Here is a 17,270-nt window from a genome sequence, read left to right as displayed (position 1 = left end):
TGCATTGTCTGCGTTTCCTTGTTGGGACGTTTCTGTTTTTCAATGGGTCGCCGCGACGGGGCTCAGCCCGGCCAGCGCCATCAGCGCGTGCGGATCGCGAACGGAAAAGCTGGTGCGCGAAAGTACGCTGATTACCCCGTTGCGCTTCAACTGGCTGATCTGGCGGCTCACCGTCTCGATCGTCAGCCCGGCCAGCTCGGCCATCTGGCCGCGGCTCAGCGGAAAGGGGTAGCAGCCACCGGCTTCCAGATCGGCACCGGCGAAATCGAGCAGCATCGTCGCCACACGCTCGGCCGCGCTCGCCTGACCCAGCATCAGCTGCCAGTGGCGAGAACGGTCCAGTTCCTGCATCGTCTTGCCCAGAAGCGCGGACGCGATTTCGGGGTGGCGGCTTGCGAACAGCGCCAGTCCCGGGCCAGAGAATTGGCAAAGCTCGGTATCGGCCAGCGCGACGATGTCATAACGCGCGCGAGCTTCGTCGATCCGGCCGACGAAACCGCCGGGGGCGACAAGGCCCAATATCTGTTCGCGGCCATCGGCGGTCGCTGCCGACAGTTTGAGCATGCCGGAAATGACGGTGGCGGCGATGTCGGTACGGTCGCCCTGCCACACCAGCGTCTGGCCCTTGCGCAAGACGCGGTGGCGGCTCAGCTGATGGAGGTCATCAAGCGCTTCGGGCGCGAGGCCGGCGCAGATCGCATCGGCGCGGGCGGGGCAGTTGGTGCAGCGGCTGGTCGCTCCGCACAAAGCCTCTTGTTTCGCCTCGGCGCGTTCCTGCGCCTTGATTGCCCCCTCGAAGTACATTGGCTCACCGCATTGCGGGATTGCGGAGCCATTACGGCGCCGCTTCTACCCTTTATCGGGCCATGCCTCTGGGAAGGGGTTCAGATATATAGGGGATAGTCCTGAGAAGCGGGTGTGACGGGCGCCGAGGCACCCGTCACTAAAGGATCAGGCGTTGCCGATCATCTCCAGAATCTGCGGCGCGTGATGCTTGTGGCAGATCAGCAGGTCGGGAAGATACGGGTCTTCGCAATTGTAAACCAGCGGCGAACCGTCGATGCGGCTGACATGCAGCCCGGCGGCAAGCGCGACGGCGGCAGGCGCGCAATTGTCCCACTCATATTGACCGCCGGTGTGGAGGTAGATGTCGGCCTCGCCGCGCACCACCGCCATCGCCTTGGCACCGGCAGACCCCATCGGCACCAGTTCGGCGCCCAGTGCTTCGGCCACCGATACGGCTTCCGCTGCCGGGCGCGTACGGCTCACCAGCATGCGCAGCGGGTCTGCCGCAGGCTGCAGCGTGCTGGGCGCATCGGCGCCGAGCACAAGGCCCAGTCCCGGCAGCGCGACGGCGCCGACGGCGGGTTCGCCGTCGATCGCCAGCGCGATGTGCACCGCCCAGTCGGTGCGCTTTTCGGAATATTCACGCGTACCGTCGAGCGGATCGACCACCCAGACGCGCGATGCCTGGCAGCGATCCAGATTGTCCTTTTCCTCTTCGGACAGGATCGCATCGTCAGGACGCTGGGCCTTCAGTGCCTCGATGATGAAGGCGTTGGCAACCTGATCGCCTGCCTTGCCCAAAGCCTTGCCCTCGAACAGCCCCGATTTCTGGAGGGTCAGCAGGATTTCTCCTGCTGCCTCTGCGATCTGGCGGGCCAGTTCATGATCGGATACGGTAACGCTCATCCAAGGATCCTTTCAACGATCAGTTCTGCGGCCTGTTCGGGGGTAAGGTTAGTGGTGTCGATGCGGATTTCGGGGTTTTCGGGGGCTTCATAGGGGCTGTCGATGCCGGTGAAGTTCTTGAGTTCACCGGAACGCGCCTTTTTGTACAGCCCCTTGACGTCGCGCGCCTCGGCCTCGGCGAGCGGGGTGTCGATATGGACCTCGATGAACTCGCCGGCTTCGATCATCTCGCGCACGAGGCGGCGCTCGGAGCGGAAGGGCGAGATGAACGCGCTGAGCACGATCAGCCCGGCATCGGCCATCAGCTTGGCGACCTCGCCGACGCGGCGGATATTCTCGACGCGGTCGGCATCGGTGAAGCCGAGATCCTTGTTGAGCCCGTGGCGGACATTGTCGCCGTCGAGCAGATAGCTGTGGCGGTTCATCCGGTGGAGCCGCTTCTGGACGAGGTTGGCGATCGTCGACTTGCCCGCACCCGACAGCCCGGTGAACCACACCACTGCGGGCTTCTGGTTCTTCAGCTTGGCATGGTCTTCGCGCGTGATGTCGATCGCCTGCCAGTGGACATTGTCGGCGCGGCGCAGCGAGAAGTGGAGCATGCCCGCCGCCACGGTCGCGTTGGTGATCTTGTCGATCAGGATGAACCCGCCCAGATCGCGGTTCTGCGCATAGGGCGCAAAGACGACGGGCTTGTCGGTCGACAGATTGGCGATGCCGATCGCGTTGAGGTCGAGCGTCTTGGCGGCGAGATGCTCGAGCGTGTTGACGTTGACCTGATATTTGGGCGCCTGCACCTGCGCGGTCACCATCTGGGTGCCGAGCTTGAGCCAGTAGCCGCGCCCGGGCAGCATTTCCTCGTCCGACATCCAGACGATCGTCGCCTCGAACTGGTCGGCGCTCTGCGGCGGGTTGTCGGCGGTCGCGATCACGTCGCCGCGCGAGCAGTCGATCTCGTCGGTCAGCGTCACCGTCACCGACTGGCCGGCAACCGCCTCGTCGAGATCGCCGTCGAGCGTGACGATCCGCGCCACGGTCGAGGTCTTGCCCGAGGGGATGACGCGGATCTTGTCGCCCGGCTTGACGGTGCCGGTCGCGATCAGCCCCGAAAAGCCGCGAAAGTCGAGATTGGGGCGGTTCACCCACTGGACGGGGAGCGCAAAGGGCTGCTGCTGGTCGCGCGTCGCATCGACCTCGACCGTCTCGAGATGGCCCATCAGCGTCGGGCCCTGATACCAGGGGGTGTTGTCCGAGGGCGCGGTGATGTTGTCGCCCTTGAAGCCCGAGATCGGCATGGCGACGAAATCGGTGATCCCGATCTCGGTCGCGAACTCGCGGTAATCCTTGACGATCGCGTCGAATACCGCGGGGTCGTAATCGACCAGGTCCATCTTGTTGACCGCGAGCACGATGTTCCGGATGCCGATCAGATGCGCCAGATAGCTGTGGCGCTTGGTCTGGGTCAGCACGCCCTTGCGCGCGTCGATCAGGATCACCGCGAGGTCGGCGGTCGAGGCGCCGGTCACCATGTTGCGGGTATATTGTTCGTGGCCGGGGGTGTCGGCGACGATGAACTTGCGCTTCTCGGTCGCGAAGAAGCGGTAGGCGACGTCGATCGTGATGCCCTGTTCGCGTTCGGCGGCGAGGCCGTCGACGAGCAGCGCGAAGTCGATCTCCTGGCCCTGCGTGCCGACGCGCTTGCTGTCGGCTTCGAGGGCGGCCAGCTGATCCTCGAAGATCATCTTGCTGTCATAGAGCAGGCGGCCGATCAGCGTCGACTTGCCGTCGTCCACCGAGCCGCAGGTGATGAAGCGCAGCAGCGACTTGGTCTGGTGCTGGGCGAGATAGGCGTCGATATCCTCGGCGATGAGGGCGTCGGCCTGATAGCTTTTGTCGGTCATTGGAAACTCCTTGGTCCCGAACGGGTCGGGCGGCCGCCCCGGGGGCGGCGCAGAGACGAAAAAGAGCGAAAGGACAGGGGTTCCGGCACGCGTCAGGCGCGGCTCAGAAATACCCCTCCTGCTTCTTCTTCTCCATGCTGGCGTCGCCGCCATCCTTGTCGATCACGCGGCCCTGGCGCTCCGAGGTCGTCGTCAGCAGCATCTCCTGGATCACCTCAGGCAGCGTCGCCGCGGTGCTTTCGACCGCGCCGGTCAGCGGGTAGCAGCCGAGCGTGCGGAAGCGGATCGAGCGCATCACCGGCTCTTCGCCGTCTTTCAGCGGAAAACGTTCGTCATCGACCATCAGCAGCATGCCGTCGCGCTCGACGGTGGGGCGCGGCGCCGAGAAATAGAGCGGCACGATCGGGATGTTGTTGAGGTGGATATACTGCCAGATGTCGAGCTCGGTCCAGTTCGAGATCGGGAAGACGCGGATGCTTTCGCCCTTGGTCTTCTTGGCATTGTACAGCCGCCACAGCTCGGGGCGCTGGTTCTTGGGGTCCCAGCGGTGGTTGGCCGAACGGAACGAGAAGACACGTTCCTTGGCGCGGCTCTTTTCCTCGTCGCGGCGCGCGCCGCCAAAGGCGACGTCGAAGCCATAATGGTCGAGCGCCTGCTTCAGCCCCTCGGTCTTCCACATATCGGTGTGGAGCGGGCCATGGTCGAACGGGTTGATCCCGCGCGCCAGCGCCTCGGGGTTCTGGTAGACGAGCAGATCCATCCCGCTCTCCGCCGCCATCCGGTCGCGAAGCGCATACATGTCCTTGAACTTCCACGTCGTGTCGACGTGCAGCAGCGGAAAGGGCGGCGGCGACGGGTAAAACGCCTTGCGCGCCAGATGCAGCATCACCGCCGAATCCTTGCCCACCGAATACAGCATCACCGGACGCTCGGCCTCCGCCACAACCTCCCGCATGATCTGGATGCTTTCCGCTTCCAGCCGCTCCAAATGGGTCAGCGACCGGCTTGCGGCCTGTGCCGCTACTTCACTCGTCAACACCAGCTACTCTCCGCCTTTGTGTTCTGTCGAAACCGGCTTAAAGCGGTCGTGATTCAAGGCACCTCCCATTTGGGATGAATACTTCGAAAGAGCCGAAAATGCTGCGCATCGACGAACAGGACATCCTCGCAAGCCTCTATGCGGGGCCGCTGGAAAGCCCGCTCTGGTCGACATTTCTGGAACGTTTGCGCCGCCGGCTCGGTGCGGTCACCTGCGCGCTATATTTCCGCCATGCCGATGCTCCGCTCAACGAATCGACCGAGTTGTACGCAGGTGCGCCTGAGTCGCTTGAGCTCCGCCAGCGCTACAATGAACGCCTCTATCGGCTCGATCCGATCCCCTATGACGTGCTTCGCCCGGGACGAGTTTACTCGCTCGCCGAATTCGTCGCCCCGGCCAATCCGGAACATGAGAAATATCTTCGCGAGTTCGTGCTGCCGGGCAAGCGCAACTGGCTGCGCGTGATGAAGATCGAGGAACCGGGCGGTTATCGCTGCTGGCTGACGATCTGGAAAGAGGGCGCTGATTTCACCGGCGGGCAGACCAACTTCATCGGTCAGCTTGCCCAGCACATCACCGTCGCGCTCCGCATCTTTGCGACGATCGACCGCTGGCAGGTAAAGGCCGGGATTGCCGGGGAGGCGGTGCGTCGGCTCAATTTCGGATGGCTCACGCTCGACGCACACGGCCATATCATCGAGATGGATCCGCATGCCGAGCATTTGCTGCGCCATAGCTCGGTGCTGCGCCAGGTGTCCGCTGGGCAATTGATGCCCGCGTCGCGCCAGGCGGACAAGGTTTTGCGCGATGCGCTGAAATCCTTCGCAAGTGATGCCGCCGCGCGTGCCAGGGCCATCCGTTTGTCGGAGGATCCATGGATCGACATCCTGCTCGTCCCCATCCGCCAGTCCGGCGTGTCGGGGGAAAGAAAGCCGATTGCGACTGCCTATATCCACGGAGACCGCGAAACCAGTGACAGCCGTATTGAACAACTGATGAGCCTCTTCGGGCTGAGCCAGGGGGAAGCGCGTCTGGCGCTTGGCATCTCGCGCGGGCAATCGATCGCCGAGGCGGCCGCCGAAATCGGGCTCACCGAGGCGACGGCGCGCAATTACTCCAAGATCGTCTACAGCAAGACGGGCGCGCGGGGGCAGGCGGACCTCGTTCGTATCATCCTGACGAGTGTCGCCATCCTCGTATAACGGCAAAGGCCCTGCCGGATTGCTCCGACAGGGCCCCCCCAGTTGCCTCGGTGATACGGTATCAGGCGGCGGCGCTGCCGACGGTGCGCCCGGCCATGCGGCCAAAGAAGGTGCAGTCCGCAAGGCTGAGTCCCGAGCTGTAACCATGGCCCCAGCGCGGCAGGCCAGACGTCGTGCGGCCCGCGGCATAAAGGCCGGGCACGGGCTGACCGCCGCGATCGAGCACTTCGCCCGTCGGCGCGGTGTTGAGACCGCCCAGCGTGAAGAACGAGAAATAGCTGGTGCTGGCATTGAGCTCGAGCGCCGCGAACGGTGCCTGATCGAGCACCTTTAGCCATTCCGCATCCTTGTTGCAGATCGGATCCTTGCCCTCTGCCGCGTGCTTGTTGAAATGGTGAACGGTGTGGCTGAGCGTGCCTTCGGACATGCCGAGTTCCTGTTCAACTTCTTCCCAGGTCTCGCCAACGGCCGCGATCTCGATCCGCGCAAGATCGAGTGGCCGATCGAAGATCTCGTTATCCACAAGCAGATAGGCCTTGTCGCCCGGCTGATCGAGGAGAGTCCGGCTGACGCGGCCATGATAGGCGTCTTCGTTGATGAACCGCTGGCCACGTTCGTTGACGAAGATCCCCTTCACCAGCGAAGCCGGCATGATCCACGGGCAGGTCGTGAAGAATTCGTCCATATGGATCGCGTCGCCGCCGGCACCCATGCCCATAAGGATGCCCGAACCGTTATCGTTCTCGCCGAGCGGGTCGTTCAGACGCAGCGTTTCGGGCGCATAGCGCCGCAGCATTTCCTGATTCATGCAGAAACCGCCAGTCGCAAGGACCACGCCTTTGCGCGCCCGCACATATTGCGGCTTGTTGTCGATCCGGACAACCAGACCGATCACGCGGCCCGAAGCGTCGGCGATCAGGCTGAGCGCGCGCGCATCGGTACGAACGTCGACGCCCAGCGCGCGAGCGCGGCCTTCGAGGATGTCGACAAGCTTGCGGCCGCCGCCCCAACCCATGAACTGGATGGTATGGCCGCGCGGTGCCGGCTTGGCTTCCTGCGAGAAGGGCCATGCCGCTTCGCTGCCCGACCACAAAAGCGTGTCGTCTTCGGCGGGTTCGATCACCTTGCCAGGAACGAAGCTGCCCTTATAGGGAACGCCCTGATCCTTCAGCCACTGATAGTGGTTGAGGCTTTCGCGCGCATAAAGGCTGACCTTGGCGGCATCCGCATCGGGACCGCCGGCCATCATCATGTATTTTTCGAAATCTTCGGTGCTGTCGGTGAAGCCCGCGGCCTGCTGGGCATCGCTGCCGCCATTGCCGCCGATATAGATTTCACCGCCCGACAGGGCAGATGCCCCGCCGCTGCCCGAGCCCGATTCAAACAGCGTGACGCTGGCACCGGCCGCAGCCGCTTCGATCGCGGCGCAGGCACCTGCCGCGCCAAATCCGATGATGGCGACATCGGTTTCGATGTCCCATCCCGGCACTTCAGCTTCGGGAAGCGGACGAATAGGCGTAATTTCAGACATCAGGGCTCAGTCCCTCTCCAGACCGATGAAACAGGAAAAGGGGAGGCCGGGGGCTGTTGCCCCTTGGCCTCCCCATATCAGGATGCGATCAGGCGCTTTCGCGCGCCTTGAGCATGTCGAGCGCGACGTCGACGATCATGTCTTCCTGACCGCCAACCATCCGGCGGCGGCCGAGTTCGACGAGGATCGCGCGTGTGTCGAGATCATAATCCGCAGCGGCCTTTTCGGCGTGACGCAGGAAGCTCGAATAGACGCCGGCATAGCCGAGCGAGAGCGTTTCGCGGTCGACGCGGACCGGGCGGTCCTGCAGCGGACGGACGAGGTCTTCGGCCGCATCCATGAGCGCGTTGACGTCGCAGCCATGGTTCCAGCCCTTGCGGTCGGCGGCAGCGATGAACACTTCAAGCGGGGCGTTGCCTGCACCTGCGCCCATGCCGGCGAGGCTTGCGTCGATGCGAACTGCGCCTTCCTGTGCCGCGACGATCGAGTTGGCGGCGCCGAGCGACAGGTTGTGGTGTGCGTGGATGCCGCGCTGCGTTTCGGGCTTGAGCACCTTGTCATAGGCACGCAGGCGATCGCGTACGCCGTCCATGTCGAGCGCGCCACCGCTGTCGGTGACGTACACGCACTGGGCGCCATAGCTTTCCATCAGCAGTGCCTGCTGGGCCAGCGTCTCGGGCTCGATCATGTGGCTCATCATGAGAAAGCCGGACACGTCCATGCCGAGATCGCGGGCGATGCCGATATGCTGCTTCGAAACGTCGGCTTCGGTGCAGTGGGTTGCGACGCGAACCGAACGCACGCCAAGGTCATAGGCGCGCTTCAGTTCCTCGACGGTGCCGACACCGGGCAGGATCAGCGTGGTGAGGACCGACTTGTTCAGCACTTCCGCTACCGCTTCGATCCACTCCCAATCGGTGTGGGCGCCGAAACCATAGTTGAAGCTTGCACCTGAAAGACCATCGCCATGCGCGACTTCGATTGCGTCGACGCCGGCATCATCCAGTGCCTTGGCGATGCTGCGGACATGGTCGAGGCCGTACATGTGGCGGATGGCATGCATGCCATCGCGCAGTGTTACGTCCTGAATGTACAGCTTGTCGGTGGTCGGATCGAACTTGCTCATTATGCCGTCTCCAGCTTGCGCGCGGCGATACGCTCGGCAAGCAGCTCCCCGGTTGCCTTGGCGGCAGCGGTCATGATGTCGAGATTGCCCGAATAGCTGGGCAGATAGTCGCCAGCGCCTTCGACTTCGAGGAAGATCGAGGTCTTGATGCCGGTGAATTCGCCCTGGCCGGGGATCTTCAGCTTGTTGTTGTCGCCGTAGCGTTCGAACTGAACCTTCTGCTTCAGACGATAGCCGGGGACGTACTTCTGCACTTCCTTCACCATCGCTTCGACCGATTCCTCGATCTTGGCTTCGTCGACGGTGTCGGACAGCGTGAACACGGTGTCGCGCATGATCATCGGCGGTTCGGCGGGGTTGAGGATGATGATCGCCTTGCCGCGCTTGGCGCCGCCGACCACTTCAATGGCCTTGGCGGTGGTGCGGGTGAACTCGTCGATATTGGCGCGCGTGCCCGGGCCTGCCGAACGCGACGAAACCGATGCGACGATCTCGGCGTAGTGGACGGGGGCGACGCGGCTTACCGCTGCCACCATCGGAATGGTCGCCTGGCCGCCGCACGTCACCATGTTGACGTTGGGCTGATCGAGGTGATCCATCATGTTGACGGGGGGGATGGTGAACGGGCCGATGGCGGCGGGCGTCAGGTCGACAACCTGCTTGCCGTCGGCGCGCAGGGCCGCGTCGTGCACCTTGTGCGCATAGGCCGAGGTGGCGTCGAACACGATGCCGATTTCGGGATAGACGGGCAGCGCCATCAGGCCTTCCAGGCCTTCATGCGTCGTCTGGACGCCGCGCTCGCGCGCCATCGCCAGGCCTTCCGAATTGGCGTCGATGCCGACAACGGCCACCAGTTCCATGTTCTGGGGATATTTGATCATCTTGATCATCAGGTCGGTGCCGATATTGCCCGAGCCGATGATCGCGGCCTTCACTTTCGCCACGTCAGTTTCTCCTAAACGAAGCGGGCGGTGCAGCGCCCGATTCCGTGCAGATCCATTTCGAATACATCACCGGCCTTGGCCGGCTCCAGCGGGACCAGCGATCCCGACAATATCACGTCTCCGGCTTCCAGCGTGACGCCATATGCGCCCAGCGTGTTGGCCAGCCATGCGACAGCCGCCGCGGGCGACCCCTGAACGGCCGAGCCATAGCCTTCGGACAGCGGCTCGCCATTCTTGGTGACCGTTACCTTCAGCGCGGGCAGGTCGTGATCGTTGGGGTTGGCGCGGGCCTCACCCAGAACGTAAACGCCGCAGCTGGCATTGTCCGCCACCGTGTCGACGATCGCGATCTTCCAGTCGTCGATGCGGCTGTCCACGATCTCGAAACAGGGCGCGATCGCTTCGGTTGCCGCGATCACGTCCGCTTCGGTCACGCCGGGGCCCTTGAGCGCGCTCTTTAGGATGAAGGCGATCTCGGCTTCGGCGCGGGGCTGGATCAGGCCGTAATCCTCGACGCTGATATCCTCGCCCGGAACGAACATCGCGTCGGTCAGGAACCCGAAATCGGGCTGGTGCACGCCCAGCATGTCCTGCACCGCTTTCGAGGTGACGCCGATCTTCTTGCCGACGACCTTCTCGCCCTCCGCCTGGCGGCGGGCGAGGAAGTCGAGCGAGATCTTGTACGCATCGTCAACCGTCAGGTTAGGATTGCGCGCGATCAGCGGCGTGAGCGTCCGGCGCTCGCGCAGTGCTGCAAACAGCTCTGCGCCATATTGCTGTGCGATATCAGTCATGCAGGAACGCAATCGAATAACGGTTGAATTCCGGGGTGCGTTCAACCTGCACCCAGTGACCAACCTTGTTGAACGTCATGAAACGCGCGTCGGGGCAGGCGGCCAGGAAGTGCTGCGCGCCCGATGCCGGGCAGAACTCGTCGTTCAGGCCCCAGAACCCGAGAATCTGCGGCTTCAGTTCGCCAAGGCGCGGTGCCAGATTGGGCGTGCGCATGCGGGCGAGCACGTCCTTGGGCTGGGTCTTGGCGACGGCGAAGCGCTCGGCGACCAGTTCGTCGGTGATCGCGCTTGCGTCATAGACGAGGTTCGAGACGAGCTTGCGCTGGTCTTCGACCGAGAATTCGGGGCTGGTGAAGTCGCCCACCATCTTCGCAATGCCGGGCATCGCGAAATAGGCTTCGCGTTCCTCGATGCAGCCCGGTGCCATCAGGATCAGCTTTTCGGCATAGCCGGGGTGATCCAGTTCCATCTGGATGGCGATGCCGCCACCCAGCGAGTTGCCGACCAGAACGGCCTTGTCCACGCCGTGTTGCTTGAGCGCGTCGTAGAGCGTGTCGGTGAACAGCTGCAGCGTATAGTCGATGCCCTCGGGCTTCGACGATGCACCATACCCAATCAGATCGGGCAGGATCACGCGGTAGCCGGCTTCGACGAACGCATCGATATTCTGCTTGAAGTTCGAAACGCCCGACGCGCCCGGGCCGCTGCCGTGGATGAAGACGACTGCGGGGCCGGAACCGGCCTCCGCAATCATGATGTCATAGCCACCCTCGACCGAATAGACCTTGGTACGAATGTCCTGCTTCATGTGTTTCGCTTCCCCGGATCAGACGAAGGTGAAGCTGGGCGCTTCGCCAGCCATGGTGCCGAGCACGTCCGAGGTGCGGTTGGCGGGGTCGTTGGCAACGTGCGCGCGCGCGGCGTTCAGATCGAGCCAGGGCTGGATGATCGCGCTCGACATATAGACGGCACGGCCGCCCAGCAGCTTCACGATATCGTCGACAAGGTCGACCATGCGGCGCACCACATTGGAAGACTGGAAGGCGAACAGCGCGCGGCGGTCCATCGGAACGGCTTCGTTGCGCTCGGCATAGTCCATCAGTTCGTTGAACGCGGCGCGGTGGGCCTGTTCCATTTCGCTGATTTCGGCGATGGCGCGGGCCAGGGCTGCGTGCAGCGCGGGATCGGCCTTCGACGCCTTGCCGGTGTTGGACGAGACGCGGCTGTTCATGATCTCGATGCCGGCCTTGATCGCGGCGCGGGCGCCACCGAAGGACGAGGTCGAAACCGAACGGATGAACAGCTGTGCCCAGGGCAGGCGATACAGCGGCGCATCATGCGCGGCCTGGCCGGGATTTTCGCACAGGAAGCCATCGACCGCGCGATGGGTGCGGTGCTCGGGAACGAACACGCGCTCGACCTCGATGTCGAAGCTGCCGGTGCCCTGCAGGCCGAACACGTCCCAGGTGCCCGGGATCACCTTATAGTCGCTGCGCGGCAGCAGGAAGGTGCGCATGTCCGGCGGACCGCCATTGGTGTCGAAGTTGATCGCGCCCAGCAGCACCCAGCCGCAGTGCGTCGAACCCGAGGAGAAGCCCCAGCGGCCCGAGAGGTAGAAGCCGCCCTCGACCTTTTCCACCTTGCCGACGGGCTGATAAGTGGACGAAATCAACATGTCCTGATCGCTGCCCCACACGTCTTCCGCAGCCTGTGGCGGGAAGAGCGCGAGTTCATAGGGGTGGCAGCCGAGCACGCCGTAGATCCAGCCGGTGGACATGCAGCCTTCGGCCAGCTGCTTCTGAATGTCGAAAAAGACATTCGGGTGCATTTCATAGCCGCCATAGCGCTTCGGCTGAAGCACGCGGAAAAAGCCTGCCTCCTTCATTTCGGCCACGGTTTCGGCCGGAACGTCACCGTTCAGCGTCGTCTGGCGAGCCCGCTGCCGAAGCGTCGGGATCATCGCGCGGGCGCGTTCGATCAGTTCTTCTGCGGTCGGCGCTTCGGCCGTTTGATTCAGGGCGGTTGCCATATGCTCTCCTCTGCATCGCCATACGCCATTTGGCGGGTTGGGGGCGATGATGTTCCCGTTTTCGTATCAAAATCTAATTTTCGCTACGCAAGCTGTCAATCTACTTCCGCAGGGTCCCTCGTCATTCGTCGCATTCGCCTGCAAGGCGTCTTCGCGCGCGGATCCGGGATTGTGAGCAATCATAGGAAATTGTGCGATGCGTATCCACAAGATTGTTGAATTACGCAAAGTGCCGTTTCATTGCGTTACGGCATCGCTAACACCCGGCGATTGGCAGATATCCGGACGACTTTGGGAAATGCTCGAATTTCGATGGCGTGGTGATTCGCGGTCTGTAGCGCGGCCGGTGTTTGAAGCTACAATATGCGTAGCGCATTGGTTGTTTTGATACGTAAAGCGCTTGAATTGATCCCGAGGCGTCGGTAGCGTCGCGGCAACGCAATCAAGTGAAATTCAAATAGGGGATGTTGCAAAATGGCGATTCGGTCTCTCGCATATGTCGTACTCGACACGGCGGATGTGGAAGCGTGGCGCTCCTACGGGGAAAATGTGCTCGGTCTTCAGGCTTCGGATCATCCCGAAGGGATTCGTCTGCGTATGGACGAGCGGCCCTTCCGCTTCCTCGTTCGCAAGTCGGACAAGGAACAGTTCCACGCCGCCGGCCTCGTCTATCCGGACAAGGCGGCCTATGAGCGCGGGCTTGAAGGGCTGCGCAAGGCCGGCGTCGCGCTGGAACCCGCCAGCGCGGAAGAGGCCAAGGATCGCCTCGTCGTCGAATTCGTCCGCTGCGTCGATCCTTCGGGCAATCGCCTCGAAATCGGTTGGGGCCGCGTGATCGACGGCAATCCCTTTGTCTCGCCCGCAGGCGTTTCGGGCTTCGTCACCGGTGAAATGGGCCTTGGCCACGTCGTGTTCCCGGCGCTCAAGCTCGAAGAAACGCGCGCCTTCTACATCGATCAGCTCGGCTTCGGCGATACGGATTTCATGCGCGCCTATCTGCAGGGCGGCGGCCCCGAAGATCCGGGCATCGGCATGTACTTCCTCCACTGCGATAACCCGCGCCACCACACCGTCGCGCTCGGCGAATTCCCGGTTCCGTCGGGGCTTATCCACATGATGCTCGAAGTGCCGACGCTCGACGATGTCGGCCAGGCGCTCGACCGTGCGATCGCAGCCGGCGTCCATATCTCGTCCAGCCTGGGCAAGCACATGAACGACAAGATGGTCAGCTTCTACATGCGCACGCCCTCGGGCTTCGACATCGAATATGGTTTCGGCGGCATCCAGCCCGACTGGAAGACCTTCACGCCGACGATCAGCGTCAAGGAAGACGAATGGGGCCATCGCTGGGATTTCGGTTGATCGGCAACACGGCGATAATAGGGGAGAGCTAATATGCCCACGCATGACGAAATGGTTCGCGTCGTCGAACGCTATGTTGAAGCGTTCGACCATAATGACCCCGAGATGGTGGTTGCGCTGTTCGCCGCTGACGGCACAGTGGAAGACCCCGTGGGCACGCCCGCGCACAAGGGGACCGAGGCCATCCGCGCGTTCTACACGCGCTCGATGAAGTCGACCCCCAAGCTGACGCTGGAAGGGCCGGTGCGGACCGCCGCTGACTTTGCTGCATTCGCCTTTTCGGTGCGGCTGAACTTTGGCGGGGAAAAGAAAATCGACGTGATCGACACGTTCCGGTTCAACGAAGAGGGCAAGGTCGTCGAAATGCGCGCCTATTTCAGCCCTCAGAATATGCAAGGATTTGACTGATCATGACCATGCGTGAAGCCGCCATCATCTCGACCGCGCGCACCGGCGTGGGCAAGGCCTATCGCGGTGCGTTCAACGACACCGAGGCACCGGTTCTTGCTGCCCATGTCGTCAACGCGGCGCTCGACCGCGCGGGCATCGACCCGGCACGTGTCGATGATGTCTATCTGGGCGTCGGCAACCACTGGAACACCCAGAGCTACAATCTGGGCCGTCTGGCGGTGCACGGTTCGAAGCTGCCCGACAGCGTCGGCGGCTTCACGCTTGATCGCAAATGCTCCTCGGGTCTCAACGCGCTCGCGCTCGCGGCCCGCGGCATCATGTGCAACGAAATCGACGTTGCGGTCGCAGGCGGCATGGAAAGCATCTCGCTGACCATCAACAAGCACGCGCCCCAGTTCCGCAACCGTTCGGAATTCATCAAGGCCGCCGATCCGCACGCCTACATGCTGATGATCGAAACCGCCGAAATCGTCGCCGAACGCTACGGCGTGACGCGTGAGGAGCAGGACGCCTTCTCCGCACTCAGCCAGCAGCGTGCAGGCGCGGCGCAGGCCGCCGGCAAGTTCGCCGACGAAATCGTGCCGATCACGGTCAACAAGGCGCTGTTCGACAAGGAAGGCAACGAAACCGGCAAGGAAGAAGTTACGCTCGATCGTGACGAGGGCGTGCGCGGCGATACCACTGCGGAAAAGCTCGCCGCACTCAAGCCGGTGTTCAAGGACGGCATGGTCATCAAGGAAGGCAAGCATGTGACGGCGGGCAACGCCTCGCAGTTGTCGGACGGCGCCTCGGCGCAGGTCGTGATGGACCGTGCAACCGCCGAGAAGGAAGGCCTGCCCATCCTCGGTCTCTATCGCGGTTTCCAGGTTGCCGGCTGCAAGGCAGAGGAAATGGGCATTGGTCCGATCTTCGCCATCCCCAAGCTGCTAGATCGTCACGGCCTCAAGATTGACGATATCGGCCTGTGGGAAATCAACGAAGCCTTTGCCAGCCAGGCGGTCTATTGCCAGAAGCATCTCGGCATCGACCCCGACAAGCTCAACGTCAACGGCGGCGGCATCGCCATCGGTCACCCCTTCGGCATGACCGGTTCGCGTCTCGTCGGCCACGCGCTGATCGAAGGCAAGCGCCGCGGCGTGAAGTATGTCGTCGTCTCGATGTGCGTCGCAGGCGGCATGGGCGCAGCGGGTCTGTTCGAAGTCGTCTGATCCAGTTCTGACTGGGGGGTAAAGAAAAGGGGCGGCCTCGCGGTCGCCCCTTTTTTGTGTCTTGCCTATAGGCCGTAATTGGTGCCGCGGTCGTTCCCTACGCCCGTCGGCACCTTCACCCGCTATGCGTTCACGCGCATCGCATGGCGGGCGGCAAGCCAGCCAAAGGTCATCGCAGGGCCCAGCGTCGCGCCGGCGCCCGGATAGGTCCGGCCCATCGCGGCGGCGGAGACATTGCCGATCGCATAGAGGCCATCCACGGGCAGGCCGTTTTCGTCCAGAACCCGGCCGTCATTGTCGGTAACCAGCCCGCCATTCGTCCCCAGATCGCATGGATAGATCGGAATGGCATAGAATGGGCCGTGCGCGATGGGCGCCAGCGTCGGGTTAGGGGACACCGAGGCATCACCATAATGGCGATCATAGGAGGAGGAGCCGCGCCCGAAATCGGGGTCCTCGCCCTTGCGGGCATTGGCGTTGAACCGCTCGACGGTCGTTGCAAACTGTGCCGGATCGACGTTCATCTGCTTGGCGAGGCCTTCGAGCGTGTCCGCCTTTTTCAGGATCGCGCGCATCGCTGCGGGGAGGCGGCTGTCGGCCGAAGGCTTGCCCGCCATCATCAGGCCCACTGCATATTTTCCGCGATAGCGCGCGTCGAATACGAACCAGCTCGGGCGCGTCCCCGCATCGGGCTGGTCACAGCGCAGCATCTCGCCGCCCGCGACGTGATAAGAGGCGGCCTCGTTCATGTAGCGTTTGCCCGCCTGATTGATGATGATCGAGGAGGGGAGGGCGCGTTCGACGAACATGATGCGTGCGCGGTCTTCGCCTTCGAGAACGAAGCCGGGGCCCCACCAGGCGGAATCGAGCGCCGCAGTGGCGGCGCCGACCGCACGGCCGGCGATCAGCCCGTCGCCTGTGTTGGTGGGCACGCCGGCACTCCATTCCGCGCGCGTGGCGGGGGTGTTTTCGCGGCGCAGCGCCTCGTTATGATCGAATCCGCCGCTCGCCAGGACCACGCCTTTGCGCGCCTTGACGGTGATGCGCTGGCCGTCGCGCTCGACGATCGCGCCCGTGATCCGACCATTTTCGGTGACAAGCTCCTTCATCGGCGAGCTAAGCCAGATCGGAACTCCCTTATGGTCGAGCGACAGTTTGAGGCGGCCGATCAGCGCGTTGCCGCCGGTCAGGCGCCGCGAGCGCTTGGTTTTCAGCCGCCACGGCAGATCGAAGATATATTTGAGCATCAGCTTGAACAGCAGCGGCTTGGCACCCGGGCTCATCGTCAGCAGCAGCTTGGCTTCGGGCATCGTCCAGGTGAAGCGCCCAAAGGTCAGCGTGAGCGGATGGGGCGGTTCCATCTTCCAGAAATCCTCGCCCAGTTCATTGGCGTTGAGCGGGATGGGATCATGCGTACGCCAGCCGTCGCGCGCGCCCGCCACGTCCATGTGATAATCGGAATAGGCATAGGCGGTGTAGCGAACGTCCGAATGCTCTTCGAGATAGCTGAGCATGCGGTGCGCATTGTCGACATAGGTGCGCAGCTTGTCCTCGGGCACATCGTCCCCGATCAGCGCCTTGATATAGCCGAGCGCGGCTTGAGGATCGTCGGCATGGCCCTTGGCGCGCGCATCGGCGCTGTTGGGGATCCAGATGCCGCCGCCAGAAGTGGCGGAGGTGCCACCGTAGCGATCGCTCTTCTCGACGACGAGAACATCTGCACCGGCATCGGCGGCGGTGAAGGCGGCGGTCAGCGCACCTGCGCCCGAACCGATCACCAGAATATCGACTTCATGTACCGAATTCACGGCCTTGCCCGCTCCTTTATTGTGCCGAATTTTACTTTCAGCATTCTGTTTGCTCGTATTCTTTGCCTTGTTGCATGCGAAATGCGCGGTGAAAAGAGAATAGTTATGCGCAAATCATGGATTGCGGCCGATTTGCCTGCAAGTTATTGACAGTCATGTTACGCTGGGGTCAGTGGAGCCTGATTTCGCCGGAACGCGTTTTTGCGCATGTGCGGCGCATTGTAGA

At 62.9% G+C, this 17,270-nt stretch carries 15 protein-coding genes; 4 read left to right on the top strand and 11 right to left on the bottom strand.

The window, feature by feature from the left end:
- Positions 1 to 39: 39 nt before the first annotated feature.
- The 4 genes from QYC26_RS04485 to cysD all read right to left on the bottom strand — a co-directional run bounded on the left by QYC26_RS04485 (position 40) and on the right by cysD (position 4,626).
- On the bottom strand, positions 40 to 804 hold the full coding sequence (locus tag QYC26_RS04485) for a Crp/Fnr family transcriptional regulator (protein ID WP_317514196.1): 765 nt from the start codon (positions 802 to 804) through the stop codon (positions 40 to 42).
- Between the two features lie 147 nt (positions 805 to 951).
- On the bottom strand, positions 952 to 1,692 hold the full coding sequence (locus QYC26_RS04480; protein WP_317514195.1) for a 3'(2'),5'-bisphosphate nucleotidase CysQ: 741 nt from the start codon (positions 1,690 to 1,692) through the stop codon (positions 952 to 954).
- The gene (cysN, locus tag QYC26_RS04475; RefSeq protein ID WP_317514194.1) at positions 1,689 to 3,590 is read right to left on the bottom strand and encodes a sulfate adenylyltransferase subunit CysN; all 1,902 of its coding nucleotides are present in this window, start codon (positions 3,588 to 3,590) and stop codon (positions 1,689 to 1,691) included. Before cysN ends, QYC26_RS04480 begins: the two co-directional genes overlap by 4 nt.
- Before the next feature lie 103 nt (positions 3,591 to 3,693).
- A complete protein-coding gene (cysD, locus tag QYC26_RS04470) occupies positions 3,694 to 4,626 on the bottom strand; it encodes a sulfate adenylyltransferase subunit CysD (RefSeq protein WP_317514996.1) in 933 nt (310 codons plus the stop codon).
- Between the two features lie 101 nt (positions 4,627 to 4,727).
- Between cysD and QYC26_RS04465 the strand changes: the two genes are divergently transcribed.
- On the top strand, positions 4,728 to 5,831 hold the full coding sequence (locus QYC26_RS04465) for a helix-turn-helix transcriptional regulator (RefSeq protein ID WP_317514193.1): 1,104 nt from the start codon (positions 4,728 to 4,730) through the stop codon (positions 5,829 to 5,831).
- Between the two features lie 61 nt (positions 5,832 to 5,892).
- On the opposite strand, the gene QYC26_RS04460 is transcribed toward QYC26_RS04465, so the two are convergent.
- The 6 genes from QYC26_RS04460 to QYC26_RS04435 form a co-directional block, all read right to left on the bottom strand.
- Positions 5,893 to 7,362, bottom strand: a complete 1,470-nt coding sequence (locus QYC26_RS04460; protein WP_317514192.1) for an FAD-dependent oxidoreductase — start codon at positions 7,360 to 7,362, stop codon at positions 5,893 to 5,895.
- A gap of 88 nt (positions 7,363 to 7,450) precedes the next feature.
- Positions 7,451 to 8,488, bottom strand: coding sequence for a 4-hydroxy-2-oxovalerate aldolase (dmpG, locus tag QYC26_RS04455; protein WP_317514191.1), 1,038 nt, complete (start codon positions 8,486 to 8,488; stop codon positions 7,451 to 7,453).
- The gene (locus QYC26_RS04450) at positions 8,488 to 9,432 is read right to left on the bottom strand and encodes an acetaldehyde dehydrogenase (acetylating) (RefSeq protein ID WP_317514190.1); all 945 of its coding nucleotides are present in this window, start codon (positions 9,430 to 9,432) and stop codon (positions 8,488 to 8,490) included. Before QYC26_RS04450 ends, dmpG begins: the two co-directional genes overlap by 1 nt.
- Positions 9,433 to 9,443: 11 nt before the next feature.
- Positions 9,444 to 10,226 (bottom strand): fumarylacetoacetate hydrolase family protein, encoded by a 783-nt coding sequence (locus QYC26_RS04445; RefSeq protein ID WP_317514189.1) that lies wholly within the window; start codon positions 10,224 to 10,226, stop codon positions 9,444 to 9,446.
- A complete protein-coding gene (locus QYC26_RS04440; RefSeq protein ID WP_317514188.1) occupies positions 10,219 to 11,034 on the bottom strand; it encodes an alpha/beta hydrolase in 816 nt (271 codons plus the stop codon). The genes QYC26_RS04445 and QYC26_RS04440 overlap by 8 nt, the downstream gene beginning before the upstream one ends.
- 18 nt (positions 11,035 to 11,052) lie before the next feature.
- Positions 11,053 to 12,255: an acyl-CoA dehydrogenase family protein gene (locus tag QYC26_RS04435; protein WP_317514187.1), complete on the bottom strand. Its 1,203-nt coding sequence runs from the start codon at positions 12,253 to 12,255 to the stop codon at positions 11,053 to 11,055.
- Between the two features lie 474 nt (positions 12,256 to 12,729).
- Between QYC26_RS04435 and QYC26_RS04430 the strand changes: the two genes are divergently transcribed.
- The 3 genes from QYC26_RS04430 to QYC26_RS04420 are packed head-to-tail and all read left to right on the top strand — an operon-like array spanning position 12,730 to position 15,236.
- A complete protein-coding gene (locus QYC26_RS04430; RefSeq protein WP_317514186.1) occupies positions 12,730 to 13,617 on the top strand; it encodes a VOC family protein in 888 nt (295 codons plus the stop codon).
- 33 nt (positions 13,618 to 13,650) lie between these two features.
- Positions 13,651 to 14,025: a nuclear transport factor 2 family protein gene (locus QYC26_RS04425; protein WP_317514185.1), complete on the top strand. Its 375-nt coding sequence runs from the start codon at positions 13,651 to 13,653 to the stop codon at positions 14,023 to 14,025.
- Between the two features lie 8 nt (positions 14,026 to 14,033).
- Positions 14,034 to 15,236 (top strand): thiolase family protein, encoded by a 1,203-nt coding sequence (locus tag QYC26_RS04420; protein WP_317514995.1) that lies wholly within the window; start codon positions 14,034 to 14,036, stop codon positions 15,234 to 15,236.
- 122 nt (positions 15,237 to 15,358) lie between these two features.
- Here QYC26_RS04420 and QYC26_RS04415 read toward each other — a convergent pair whose 3' ends face one another.
- Positions 15,359 to 17,044: an FAD-dependent oxidoreductase gene (locus QYC26_RS04415; protein WP_317514184.1), complete on the bottom strand. Its 1,686-nt coding sequence runs from the start codon at positions 17,042 to 17,044 to the stop codon at positions 15,359 to 15,361.
- Between the last annotated feature and the right edge of the window lie 226 nt (positions 17,045 to 17,270).

It is taken from the genome of Sphingomonas sp. C3-2 (assembly GCF_033025475.1).
In the GTDB taxonomy this organism is placed as follows: domain Bacteria; phylum Pseudomonadota; class Alphaproteobacteria; order Sphingomonadales; family Sphingomonadaceae; genus Sphingobium_A.
The sequence above is the reverse complement of the archived record's forward strand: the minus strand, read 5'-3'. Positions and strand labels throughout refer to the sequence as shown.